Here is a 12,772-nt window from a genome sequence, read left to right on the forward strand (position 1 = left end):
ACCTTTGCAGTCTAGGAAGGACGAGTACTGGCGCGGAGCGAATTTCACATTCGTGAGCACCAGCACGCAGGACTGACACCGAATGCGAGGGTTTGTCTACACGCTGAAGCTGCTCAAAATGAGCAGCTTTTCATCCATTACTTTTGTTCAATTCCTTTTTTCACTTCATCAATCATCGCATTCAATGATTCAAGGCCGCCGCCTGCTAAATACCACATGTCAGAGTTTAAATACACCACATGATTGTTTTTAACCGCTTTGACTGATTTCACATAATCATTTTCAACAAGCTGTTTCGCAGACGTTTCTTCTCCAATTGCCGCGCCTCGATCCACGACAAATAAGTAATCTGGGTTCGTTTTGACCATATACTCATACGAAATGCTTTGTCCATGTTTATCAGATGGCTCTAGCTTTTGATCTGCTGGTGTGATGCCAAATACATCATGGATCAGACCATATCTTGACTTAGGACCAAATGCCGTCATTTTGCTGTCGTTTGCCATAATGACGAGTCCATTTTTCTTTAACTCTTTGGCTTGTTTCTTTAATGCAGCCACTTTTTGGTCAATGGCAGAAAGTTCTTTTTTGACTTTGTCTTCCTTATCAAAAATCTTTCCTAATGTTTCAGCATTCTTTTTAAATGATTCCATATAGTTTGCGTTATCTACATCCATATAAATCGTCGGAGCAATTTTAGAAAATTCATCAAATGCATCTGCTTGACGGTGCTGAATAATGATCAAGTCAGGCTTCATCTCTGCAATTTTCTCAAAGTTTGGCTCTTTTAACCCGCCGACATTTTCATATTTGTCACTTTCATATTTAGATAAATAGTGAGGAATTACTTGTTTTGGTAATGCTGTCACGTTGACACCAAGCTTATCAAGTGTATCGAGACTTCCCATATCAAAGACGACGACTTTTTTCGGGTTTTTCTTGACCTTCACACCGTCTTTATTCAACATATCCTTTACTGTTACGGTTTCCTCATTCGTTCCCGCTGTTTTTCCTTGGTTACCACAGGCAGCAAGGACAGCAATCGCTGTTAATACTGTTATCATCCAAATCCATTTTTTCATGATTGATCACCTCTTCATTTTTTCAAGAAAAATATAAGCAAATACGCTCACCACGAATGACTTCGATCGGTATGCGCATGTCATAAATGTGTTCAAGTGCTTCTGTTTGAATCACTTCATCAACGCTTCCTTCTTTGATCACCTGCCCCTCTTTTAAGGCGACGATGTGATCTGAATAGACAGATGCAAAGTTAATATCATGGAGAACAACAACAATCGTTTTTCCAAGATCTTTCACGAGCTGCTGAAACAGCTTCATCATTTCAACTGAATGGTTCATATCTAAATTATTTAAAGGCTCATCTAAGAAAATATAATCCGTATCCTGAGCTAGCACCATGGCAATAAAGGCTCTCTGCCTTTGTCCGCCGCTTAGTTCATCTAAATATTGATGCTGGATTTCGATGAGTCTCATGTATTGAAGCGACACATCTATCATGTTCTCATCTTCTTTTGTCAAGCGCCCTTGAGAGTAAGGAAAGCGGCCAAAGCTGACAAGCTCACGAACGGTCAAACGCACACTCATGTGGTTCGACTGCTTCAAGATGCTCATTTTTTTCGCAAGCTCCTGAGGAGAGTACGCACGATAAGGTTTGTCCTCTAAATAAGCTTCCCCAGTATCAGGTTGAATCAGGCGGCTCATGATGGACAAAAGCGTACTTTTGCCTGCGCCATTTGGACCAATGAGAGAGGTCAGCTGTCCTTTTTTTACACTGACAGTTGTTTCGTGAAGCACTGTTTTTCCGTTATATGTCTTACTGACTCCCTTCATCACGACCATGAACGACTCTCCTTTAAAAGTAGATAAATAAAATACAGTCCGCCGACTAAATCAATTAGCACACTAAGCGGTGTTTGAAACGTAAATACCTTTTCCACAAGAAATTCCCCGCCTACAAGCGCAATGACACTAATGAAAAACGAGCCTAATAGCAAGTACGTGTGCCGATATGTACGAAACAGCTCTCTTGCCACATTTACGACGAGTAAGCCAAGAAACGTAATCGGGCCGACGAGGGCCGTCGCAATAGAAACAAGGACGGCAATGACGATCAGCATCTTTTTTGTGATCCTGTCATAGTCAATCCCGAGATTCACAGCCTGTTCCTTTCCTAACGACATGACATCTAATTTCGCGCGGAAGGTCCATATATAAAGACAAAGTGCCGCAAATAAAAGAGAAGCGAAGAGTAAAATATCTGTGTTCATGTGATTAAAGCTGGCAAAGGACTTGTCCTGTACGACTTGGTATTCATTCGGGTCAATGAGCATTTCCATAAAGGAAGAAAGACTTTTGAACAATGTTCCAAACACAATCCCGACAAGCAGGAGTAAGAAAATATGCTTGTTTTTGCGCTTGAACATGACCGTATAGAGCAGCACAGAAAACAGAATCATTAATCCAACGCAGAGAAAGAAATTCAGGTTCTTATTCGCGATCATCAAATTGGTCGATCCAAAAAGATAAATAATCGCCGTTTGCAAAAACAAGTAAAGCGCGTCTAACCCTAAAATACTTGGCGTTAAGATTCGGTTGTTGGTCAATGTTTGAAATACAACAGAGGAAAAGGCAATCGCGCCTCCTGTCAAAGTCATGGCAAGCACCTTTTTTAAACGGCTCGGCACTGTGTACTCCCAGTACCCCATTTGAAAGGTGACGAAGATGACAATGAATACGGCTGCAATGGCTGCAATGAGAAATAATGTTCGTTTCTTATGCATAGCGCTTCCTCCTTAATAACATGTACAGGAAGATCGCACTTCCAATAATGCCGACCATAAGCCCGACAGATATTTCATATGGATAAATGATCACTCGTCCGAGCACGTCACATATGAGCACAAAAATGGCCCCTAATAAAGCCGTATGCGGAAGGCTCTTTTTCAAGTGATCCCCTCGGTAGATCGATACAATATTCGGAATGATTAAGCCGAGGAAAGGTAGCATGCCAACAGTCAAAATCGTTACAGAAGTAATCATCGAAACAATCACCAAACCAACTGCCATGACACGTTTATACGTTAAACCTAAATTGACGGCAAAGCTCTCACCCATACCAGCCACTGTAAAGCGGTCAGCATATAAATACGCGATGATCAATAGAGGAACACTCACATAGAGCAGTTCATAACGCCCCTGAACAATAAGAGAAAAATCCCCTTGCAGCCATGCGGATACGTTTTGGATCAAATCATATTTATAGGCTATAAACGTGGAAATTGAACTAATAATTCCGCCAAACATTAAGCCGACTAACGGTACGTAGATCGTATCGTTCACCTTAATATGGCGTAAAATTTTTAAGAATAATAGATTGCCAGCTAACGTAAATAAAAACGCAATCGCCATTTTCATCAGCGGGCTTGCCTGTGTAAAAACAAGCATAGCGGTTAAAATACCCAGCTTGGCACAATCCATTGTTCCTGCAGTCGTTGGAGAGACAAATTTATTTCTCGTCATGCTTTGCATGATAAAACCGCATAAGCTCAGGCTCATGCCAGCAAGCACAATACTCATCAGCCGCGGGATGCGACTTGAAAATAAGGTGTTCATTTGTTCATCTGATAGATGAAACAACTGTAAAAGAGGCAGGTCCTGTACTCCGACAAACAGCGACGCACATGCCAAACACACAAACAACAAACTTAATTGGTACAACTTCATACAGGGTTCACACTTTCTATCAAGCTCTCTGCCACAAATGATTATCATTATCAATTAACGGCAGTTCATATATTATCATATTTAGTGAAATATTCAATAGTAGAATGAGAAAGGGTGAAAACTGCATAAAAAAACAGCTTTTAGGATCAGCTGCTTTTTTACGCTTCAATATTCAATTGAAACTGCCCTTGCAGTTCCTCTTCAGCCTCTTGAAATAACTGCCGCAAATTCTCTGCATAACCACCAAGCTCGTCTTTGCAAACTTGATAATGAATCCACGTGAGCTCTACAGGCATACTCACTTCTCCTGTTAAACAGTCCCAAAGGGCATCAAGATTTTCCCCGTAATGATCAGGAAGTTGTAACACTGTTTTTAGTTGATCATGAAGCTCCTCTTGTGATCTGCACATCGCACCATTTAGCTGTACTTTTTTCATTTCCCTCCTCCTCTTCTGTCTTTATTTTAAACGAATTGGAGAGGAAAGAGAAAGAATCCATTTCACTTTTGCCTCTCTCTGAAACTTAGACTAAACAAGATCAGACAGGCAGCCAGCACGAGCATGAAAAAGAGCGTTAACACTGTCTGAGTACCGTACATATCAGCAAAGAGACCCACAAACACACTTGGTATGCCAAGACCTAGATACGCAAACAAGTAATATCCAGCAACGGCTCTAGCCGCTTCCTTCTTCCCTTTCTCAACAATCAGCTGGAGACCGCCTAAGTAAGTAAATCCATAGCAAGCTGTGCCCGCTAAAAGAGTTCCAGCAAGGACAAGGAATATGGACCCGCTATTAGCACCGAATAACAGCAGGCCATATCCACATGGAAGACAAATAAAACCGATATGAAGCGCTGCACTGCTATTCATCTTTCGGACAAAAGGCTGCATCAGAACACCTGCCATATTAATAAAAAACAGTGCCGGGCCTACCCACAATTCATAGCCATTTAATTTAAGCTGTGCTGGCAAAATCGAAATGACAAGACCGCACACAGACCATGCGATAGCAATGGCTATGTTCGCTGGCATTGTTCCTTTTGGAAACCTCGGCATGTTCATGAGCGGTTTACTTGCCTCCCCTTGTACAGGCGGCACCAAAAAGAATACAGCAACAATCGTCAACATAATCAAGACCAACACAATCCAATAGCTAAGAGGCGTCAGTGACACTTGCTCAAAAGAAAGAATCGCTGTAAAAAGAGCACCTCCCCCAAATCCAATTGAACTGCATAACGCGATAAACGTTGGGATCCAGCCCGATTTCTCTGGATATAAAGCAATCAAGTAGGCAGTACATGTGCCAACACTTAACCCAAGTCCCACTCCTTGCAGCAGCCGGGCGACAAAGAGCATTTGTATGGTCGGATGCACGATCATGAGCAGGGTGGCACATAATGAAAAGCAAAGTGCAATCAATAAAATCGGTTTTCGTCCTGCCCGGTCAGACATGCCGCCAAGTAACAGTAATACTGGAATCAGTCCGAAAACATACGCAGCAAACACAAGGGCTGTTGACGCCTTTCCGTATCCTGCCTGCTCTGCATATTCCGTATAAAGAGGGACTTGCAGGTTCACTGCTGTTGTAATCATAAAAAGGCTAAATAAAACGAACACAAACGGAATCATGGATAGCTGTGCTGTTTCTTCTTTTGATGCAGGAATCATGGGACTCTCTCCTCTGTGTAAATGATATGAACCAGTGTACACATCATTTGGATTTCTTCCCACATCCAAAAATGAAGCTATTGACCAGTCCATAATTCCATGTCATCATCAATGATGACATGACAAAGGAAAGAAGGTGCACTGTGTACATTCATTTAGACCGTTCCAGCTCTACCCCGCTCTGGCAGCAAATCGTCAATGGCATCATTCAAAAAATTCATACAAACACACTGAATCCTGATGATCAGTTGACTCCAACAAGAGTATTAGCACAAGAGCTCAACGTATCTCGATCCACCGTACAGCTTGCCTATGATGAACTGCTAGCAAGAGGCTATGTCAGCACCTCTAGAAGAGGCGGGACAAAGGTCATTTCAAGTAATCACTATGCTGCTTCTCCCCCACATCAAAACGAACCGCCTTTTGCACTTCCGATAAGACCTCACTTTGACGAGGCTGAAAAACAAATGGATCACTGGCTCTCGGCCAATCAATTTCATGACACACTTGAGATTGATTTCCGCCATCAAGAACCAGCCATCGACGACCATTTTCAAAACATATGGAAACGCTCGCTTCTAAAAGCATTACAGCGCTTAAATATGAAAGATTGGGGCTATTCTTCTCCGCATGGATTATGGGAAGTGCGTTCAGAAATTCGCCAATACTTATCAGTTGAACGCGGCATTGATATAGAAGAAGACCAAATGGTGTTAACAGGGGGCACACAGCAAGCCATTGACTTAATTTCACAAGTCATGCTCAAAAAAGGAGATACAGTAGCAGTTGAAGATCCTGGTTTTCCTGGAGCTAGGTTGTCCTTTTTACATCGCGAAATGAATATTTACCCCGCACCAGTCGATGAAGAAGGAATGATGGTGAATACATTGCCAGAACGTACAAAACTGATCGCTGTAACGCCCTCTCATCAGCGGCCAACCGGAGTCTGTATGAGCGTCAATAGAAGACGGGAGCTGCTGCAGTTTGCTGCGAAGGCTCAATCTTACATATTAGAAGATGATTTTGATGGGGATTATCGTTATCATGGCGGACCGCTTCCTTCTTTATTTTCAGAAGCACCCGATCATGTGATCTATATTGTCAGTTTTTCCAAGGTACTTGCTCCAGGCATCCGCCTTGCTGCCATCATCGGCTCCAAAGCAGTCATCAAAGAAATCGCTGCACTGCAATCACTTATTCAAAGACAGCTGCCGATCATGGAGCAAATCACTCTTGCCTCTTTTTTCAGAGAAGGAGAGTTTACGCGATATGTCAGGCGGATGAGACAGGTGTATAAAAAACGGCAGGCAGCGATGATGGATGCTCTTTTGACATATCACTTTGACAAACACTTCCGTTTATATGGAACTGATACAGGCCTTCACGTCTTTTTGGAAGGAACACCAGACTTTGATGAACAAGGTACGATTGAGGCCGCAAAAGCGGCAGGTGTCGGCATTTATCCATTAAGCCCCTATTGTTATGAAAGCAAAAGGAAAGGGTTGCTGCTTGGTTTTGCCTGTACGGATGAAGCCATGATTCAAGAAGGTGTTCGCCGATTAAAGCAAACACTGCACATCTAAAAAAGCCTGGAAGTCTCTCTTCCAGGCTTTTCATTGTGATTGCTGAACGTTTCCCACTTCTTCAATGAAAGAGGCTGTCTCTTGCAATCCATCTTGAAAATGTTGAGTGGCTGACATAAACAGCTTTTCTTGATCAGGACGCTTTAACAGCTGCTCTACCTTGCTCATTCCTTTTTCAAATGAAGCAAGACCTGTCTTTAATTGTTTGTCTGCCTTTTGATACACAGCTGGCACTTCTTGATGAGTAAGCCCTTTTTGAATGACACGGTCGAATGCTTTCGTCGCTTTTGTCAATTTTTCATTCACTTGAATTTTTCCGTGTCCATCTGAAATAAATTGATCGGTCATGTTTTCATATGCTTCATTTAACTCATCCATATAACGCTGAACCCATTGTTCATACGCAGCTTCTTTTGTGTTTTGTTTTGAAGGCGGCTGACCTGCTTGATTGCAGGCTGTGAGTAGTGTCACTGTCACGGTAAATAGCAGCATCAAATGCCATCGTTTTTTCATACACGGCCCCCATTTCTCTTTCCCATTTGTTCATATCGGTCAAATATGATCAACTTTTACCTCATACGAACACCTTGCAAGAAATGACTTATTTTTATTGTAACAGACCGCATGTATCACTTCTGTGATTTATGCGGAAATGAATGAAAATCCTTCTAATGGTTCACATTTCCCTGCCATTTCATGATGATACAGTCAATAGACGACGAGAAAGGCACATTTGGTTTCAATCTAATTCATCTTCGCCATTTTTTCTCCAATAAAAAAGACCCCTTTCGGCGCCTTTTATGATCCTACCCATTTATTGCAGCTTTCCTTTACAAGCAATCTCCAGCTCTTCTACCACTTCGCCATCTTGAATGAGGTATGCTTTTTCATGAAGATTCACAGCAGGACAGATGTGATTCGGAATAATTTGCACCTTCTCACCGATCTGTACACTTTGACGAAAGCCTTCATGATAGATAATGGCATGCTCGTCAAATACGCTTGAAACAAATACATCATCATATTCTTTCACTTTGCCTAAGCCCTCTGTTTTGGTCAGCCCTTTTGTACGTGTTTGTGCCGTCAGCCCCTTGGCCCCTACATCTGTAATCACCCGGCGCTCTGTCGGTTTACTAATGACCGTTGTCAGCACAGATGCTGCACAATGTGAATATGTGCCGATTACATTGGACTGGGAAGCGTCCATCAAGATGTATGTGCCTGGCCGTATTTCTGTGACTCCTTTTGGAATATCAAATTGAAATAAAAATGGCGGTGTTGATCCAATACTGACGACCTCTAGCGGCATACCAGCTTCTTCTGCAATCTGCGCAAAACGGAGCGTTCGATTTACAGCCTCCTTGTATAATGTCCGGCAATGTGCTTTACTTTCCGCTTGATACGTATGACCATCATGAGAAAAAATCCCCTTTAAATGAACGGCATCACTTGTTTGAATCGCCTCTAATATGTGGCAGAAATCATGTTCTTCAATGACACCAGACCTTCCCTCTCCAACCTCTATCTCAATTAAAACCTCCGCTTTTTTCTCTGATTCACAAAAGACTTGCTCAATCTGCTTCACATGCTCAACACAATCTATACCGAATGAAATCTGTATCAACTCTGCCAGTTTACGAATCCGCTTGAGTTTAATCTCACCTACAATTTGATTGGCGATAAAAATATCCTTGAGCCCATGGGCTGCCATTACTTCAGCCTCTCCTACTTTCGCCACCGTAATGCCAGATGCACCTTTCTCTTCCTGCAGCTTGGCAAGTGCAGGCGTTTTATGAGTTTTCGTATGAGGGCGCAATTTGACATGCTGACGGTCTGCGTATTGCTGCATCGCCACTACATTCTCCATCATCACCCGTTTATCAATGAGTAGTGCCGGCGTATCCAGTTCTTCATACATCATCCCCATGACCCCTTTCGTTATATAAAAAATTATATGATATAGATAAATTATATATTTTTTTATACGATAATCAATGGTTTTTTCTGCAAAAAAGTGATGACGATGAGTAAGCAGTCCAGCGGCTGTCTGCCGCTGGTCTCTCACTAATAACGATTACGAAGTTCTCTTAAGATAAAATCATACACAAGGTTGAGCTGCTGTTCCTTTGGATACAGCATAAATTCTTGTTTCTTAGGAAGACCTCCATCAAGTCGATCTTGAAATTTCGTTCGGAGATACGCTGTTCGGTGTACCTGACTCTCAAATGACTTATATGAGACATCTAATTTGACCGATTGCTCATTTGTAAAAGTAACAACCGTGTCTCCGAGGGATGATTCCTGAAAGATATGAATGTATTTGTGGGAGATCCATCCGCATTGAGGGCGGTTGGATGAATAGGTTGGGAAGAAATACAGATGATTGGATGAGTCAATCACGATGGGAGGCTTGTGTGATATACCTGTTACTTCATATGTTCCCGCTTTTCTGCCTGCATAGCTTGAGCCAAAGAACCTGCAACTGCGTTCTATAATTTGCAGCGGCTTTAATTCAACGTAAAAGCTTGTCTCTCTTTCGATCACTTTTGAATATACTCGTTTTCCTTCTTCAACCGGAAGGACCGCCATTGTTGTTTGATTAATGACGTATGAATCTAATGGTGTTTCACTAATTCCTGACACTTCATTTCCTCCTGTGTTAATTTTTGGTTATTTTAGATACTATTAATCTATCACCAACGTATAAGAAACGACAGGATTTTTTCAATATTTATTTAAAATTATCTTTTTATCATGTTTTTTAGTACATTCGATCTATCTAAAAGCCATTTTTAAAGATATATCGCATCTTGTCGACTGGACAAGTGGTGTCGATATGGCTCAAAAATAAATTGTCTAAAAATTATAAATCCTTGTTGATTTTTTCTCCGCCAATCCATATACTATAAAAAAGGCATCGGGGGGATTCTTTATGAAAGAGAAAAAAACGTATGCTGAGCTCATGAAGTCCCGCAACACCCAAAAAACCGAAGAGAATGGCGTTACTATTTTAGACATTTATATTCAAATGGTTTTAGATGAGGCGCTTTATAAACAGCGCTTAACCTTCCTTAGAGAAGAGATTGACAAGGCGCTAGATCAGCGTGATGAAAAGCGTTTTAATGACCTGTCAGCTCAATATGCAGAACATTGCTTACATCAATCATGATGATTTTACTTGCGGCAGAGAGACAGAAACTTGTCTCTTTACCGCAAGTTTTTTGTTTTTATCCATTTAATATGGTTCCGCCATTCACATGAATCATTTGTCCATTCATATAAGAAGAGTCTTCGCTCGCTAAAAATAAATAACTCGGTGCTAACTCTACTGGCTCACCAGGCCGCTCCATTGGGACATCACCACCAAATTCAGACACTTCCTTTTCCGTAAATGTGGATGGAATCAGCGGTGTCCAAATCGGTCCAGGCGCTACCCCATTTACCCGAATCCCTTGTTTGATAAGAGATAGAGATAATGATCTTGTAAACGTTACAACCGCCCCTTTTGTCGATGCATAATCAATTAAGGTTTCATGACCTTTATAAGCAGTGACCGATGCTGTATTAATAATACTGCTTCCTTTTTTTAAATGAGGGAGCACCGCTTTTGTTAAATAGAACATGGCAAATATATTCGTTTGAAATGTCCGAAGAAGCTGGTGAGAGGTAATCTGTTCAATGCTTTTTTGCGGATGCTGTTCACCTGCATTGTTGACCAAAATATCAATCGAACCGAAAGCATCTTTTGTTTGTTTGACGACCTCGTGTGAAAAAGCTTCATCGCCTAGATCGCCTGCTATTAAGATAACGCGACCTCCCATTTTTTCAATATAGTCCTTCGTTTCTTCCGCATCACGATGTTCATTCAAATAAACAATCGCTACATTGGCTCCTTCTTTCGCAAATAAGACAGATACTGCTCTTCCAATCCCGCTGTCTCCACCTGTGACAATCGCCGTTTTCCCTGTCAGCTTTTTGCCTTGCACCTCTCGATCAAAGATAGGTCTAGGGTTCATTTTATATTCAAGTCCTGGACGTTCGTTCTGATGCTGAGGCGGTAACGTTTTCTTTGGCTGCTTTGTTGACACGTCAGACCACTCCTTCCTTTTTATCTCGTTTATTTTTATGTGTTGCTCATTTTTTTATGTATTTCGCTCTTGTTTTCATTAAAATGTATGATTTTCAGCATCGTGGAAAAATTATACACAACAAGTGACTGGAGGCGACAACATGGAACAAGAACATAAAGGATCGGAACAAGCAAAGTCATTATGGCTAGCTGATAGTGAGAAGCCCTCTTTTCCTACTGTCAGCGAAGATCTTACAGCAGATGTCATCATTGTCGGTGCTGGTATTACCGGTATCGCTACTGCATTTGAAATGACAGAACGCGGACTGGATGTCATCATCATAGATGCTGATCAAGTATTGCAAGGAACCACCGGACATACAACAGCGAAAATTACCTCCCAGCATGATGTGTACTATCATGATCTGATTCAACATATTGGTATGCCGAAAGCCCGTTTATATGTAGAAGCAAATGAAAAAGCTAAGGAACTCATCCAAGCACGTGTGAAAGAGTATGACATTGATTGTCATCTTGAGGTAAAAGATGCTTATCTTTATACAACAGAAGAAAACGGCGTCAAAAAGTTAAAGAAGGAATTAGATGCGTACAAACAGCTCGGTATCGATCGCGAATGGAAAACAGCGCTCCCGTTTGATGCTGGCATCAAGGCAGCCCTCGCCATGACGCAGCAGGCACAATTTCATCCTCTTCATTATCTTCATGCACTGATCGATCAGCTCATTGACAGAGGCGTGCGCATATTTGAACAGACAACGGCAGTCGATGTAAAAGAAGGAAAACACCCTGCTGTCATCACAAAAAGTGGCCATCATCTGATGGGGCGCTCTATCATTTCATGCTCACACTTTCCTTTTTACGATGGCAAAGGACTGTATTTCACGCGAATCCATCCTGAGCAATCTTATGTCGTCGCAGCCAAAACAAAAAAACCGCTTCCAGACGGCATGTACTTAGGAATTGATCAGCCTGCCCATTCATTAAGAACAGCAAAATTCCATGGAGAAGACGTCGTGCTCATCGGTGGACAAGGCCATAAAACCGGACAAGGCGGAGATGAATCCGCACACTATGAAGCACTAGAAAAGTTTGGTGAAGCGACCCTTGGCATAACGGAAGTCCTTTACCGCTGGTCCACGCATGATATGGTCACAATGGATCAAATCCCATACATTGGCCGCCTGACATCACATCATTCGAATATTTTTGTGGCAACAGGCTTTAGAAAATGGGGCATGACCACTAGCCACGTAGCAGCAACACTGATCGGAGATTTGATCGAAGGAAAATCGAATCCTTACGAATCCATCTTTACTCCATCAAGACTCGTGTCAGACGCATTCGTAAAAGACTTTATCAAAGAAAACACCAATGTTGCAGCGAAGCTGATCAGCGGTAAATTAAAGCGAGCTGATCAAACAATTGATGATTTAAAACCGGGTGAAGGCGGGATTGTGTCTTATGAGCATAAAAAATGTGGCGCTTTTAAGTCAGAGGACGGCGATATCTTTCTTGTCGATACAACCTGTACTCATTTAGGCTGTGAAGTCGCGTGGAATAATAGTGACCGCACGTGGGACTGTCCTTGTCACGGGTCTCGTTTCTCCATTACGGGAGAAGTAGTAGAAGGTCCGGCGAAAAAACCACTAAAAAGGTCATATAAAGAACAGTAAAATTTCACTG

At 41.9% G+C, this 12,772-nt stretch carries 13 protein-coding genes; 3 read left to right on the forward strand and 10 right to left on the reverse strand.

Translation table 11 applies throughout. The features are described 5' to 3' along the window. Positions 1–137: 137 nt before the first annotated feature. The 6 genes from ACTJJQ_RS02125 to ACTJJQ_RS02150 all read right to left on the reverse strand — a co-directional run bounded on the left by ACTJJQ_RS02125 (position 138) and on the right by ACTJJQ_RS02150 (position 5,416). Complete coding sequence (locus tag ACTJJQ_RS02125; protein ID WP_024720013.1) at positions 138–1,082, reverse strand: siderophore ABC transporter substrate-binding protein; 945 nt, start codon at positions 1,080–1,082, stop codon at positions 138–140. A gap of 22 nt (positions 1,083–1,104) precedes the next feature. Beyond that, positions 1,105–1,863 (reverse strand): iron ABC transporter ATP-binding protein, encoded by a 759-nt coding sequence (locus tag ACTJJQ_RS02130; RefSeq protein ID WP_440599910.1) that lies wholly within the window; start codon positions 1,861–1,863, stop codon positions 1,105–1,107. Beyond that, positions 1,854–2,804: an iron chelate uptake ABC transporter family permease subunit gene (locus ACTJJQ_RS02135; protein WP_057079733.1), complete on the reverse strand. Its 951-nt coding sequence runs from the start codon at positions 2,802–2,804 to the stop codon at positions 1,854–1,856. Before ACTJJQ_RS02135 ends, ACTJJQ_RS02130 begins: the two co-directional genes overlap by 10 nt. Continuing rightward, the gene (locus ACTJJQ_RS02140) at positions 2,797–3,747 is read right to left on the reverse strand and encodes an ABC transporter permease (RefSeq protein WP_440599911.1); all 951 of its coding nucleotides are present in this window, start codon (positions 3,745–3,747) and stop codon (positions 2,797–2,799) included. Before ACTJJQ_RS02140 ends, ACTJJQ_RS02135 begins: the two co-directional genes overlap by 8 nt. 158 nt (positions 3,748–3,905) lie before the next feature. Beyond that, positions 3,906–4,184 carry a barstar family protein gene (locus ACTJJQ_RS02145; RefSeq protein ID WP_440599912.1) on the reverse strand — a complete coding sequence of 93 codons (279 nt, stop codon included), beginning with the start codon at positions 4,182–4,184 and terminating at the stop codon, positions 3,906–3,908. A 62-nt stretch (positions 4,185–4,246) separates the two neighbouring features. After that, a complete protein-coding gene (locus tag ACTJJQ_RS02150; RefSeq protein ID WP_440599913.1) occupies positions 4,247–5,416 on the reverse strand; it encodes an MFS transporter in 1,170 nt (389 codons plus the stop codon). 143 nt (positions 5,417–5,559) lie between these two features. Here ACTJJQ_RS02150 and pdxR point away from each other — a divergent pair, with 143 nt between their 5' ends. After that, positions 5,560–6,999 (forward strand): MocR-like pyridoxine biosynthesis transcription factor PdxR, encoded by a 1,440-nt coding sequence (pdxR, locus tag ACTJJQ_RS02155; RefSeq protein ID WP_440599914.1) that lies wholly within the window; start codon positions 5,560–5,562, stop codon positions 6,997–6,999. A 30-nt stretch (positions 7,000–7,029) separates the two neighbouring features. Here pdxR and ACTJJQ_RS02160 read toward each other — a convergent pair whose 3' ends face one another. The 3 genes from ACTJJQ_RS02160 to ACTJJQ_RS02170 all read right to left on the reverse strand — a co-directional run bounded on the left by ACTJJQ_RS02160 (position 7,030) and on the right by ACTJJQ_RS02170 (position 9,642). Beyond that, positions 7,030–7,512, reverse strand: coding sequence for a hypothetical protein (locus ACTJJQ_RS02160; RefSeq protein ID WP_007499155.1), 483 nt, complete (start codon positions 7,510–7,512; stop codon positions 7,030–7,032). 301 nt (positions 7,513–7,813) lie between these two features. Beyond that, positions 7,814–8,920 carry a D-TA family PLP-dependent enzyme gene (locus ACTJJQ_RS02165; protein WP_144626466.1) on the reverse strand — a complete coding sequence of 369 codons (1,107 nt, stop codon included), beginning with the start codon at positions 8,918–8,920 and terminating at the stop codon, positions 7,814–7,816. A 143-nt stretch (positions 8,921–9,063) separates the two neighbouring features. After that, positions 9,064–9,642 (reverse strand): competence protein ComK, encoded by a 579-nt coding sequence (locus ACTJJQ_RS02170; protein ID WP_017366958.1) that lies wholly within the window; start codon positions 9,640–9,642, stop codon positions 9,064–9,066. A 289-nt stretch (positions 9,643–9,931) separates the two neighbouring features. On the opposite strand from ACTJJQ_RS02170, the gene ACTJJQ_RS02175 reads away from it, so the two are divergent. Then, positions 9,932–10,168 carry an IDEAL domain-containing protein gene (locus ACTJJQ_RS02175; protein WP_008348804.1) on the forward strand — a complete coding sequence of 79 codons (237 nt, stop codon included), beginning with the start codon at positions 9,932–9,934 and terminating at the stop codon, positions 10,166–10,168. A 58-nt stretch (positions 10,169–10,226) separates the two neighbouring features. On the opposite strand, the gene ACTJJQ_RS02180 is transcribed toward ACTJJQ_RS02175, so the two are convergent. Then, positions 10,227–11,087, reverse strand: coding sequence for an SDR family oxidoreductase (locus ACTJJQ_RS02180; protein WP_008348806.1), 861 nt, complete (start codon positions 11,085–11,087; stop codon positions 10,227–10,229). Between the two features lie 142 nt (positions 11,088–11,229). Between ACTJJQ_RS02180 and ACTJJQ_RS02185 the strand changes: the two genes are divergently transcribed. Next, complete coding sequence (locus ACTJJQ_RS02185; RefSeq protein ID WP_008348809.1) at positions 11,230–12,762, forward strand: FAD-dependent oxidoreductase; 1,533 nt, start codon at positions 11,230–11,232, stop codon at positions 12,760–12,762. Positions 12,763–12,772 lie beyond the last annotated feature (10 nt).

The sequence above is a fragment of the Bacillus sp. 22483 genome (assembly GCF_052044605.1).
GTDB lineage: Bacteria > Bacillota > Bacilli > Bacillales > Bacillaceae > Bacillus > Bacillus altitudinis.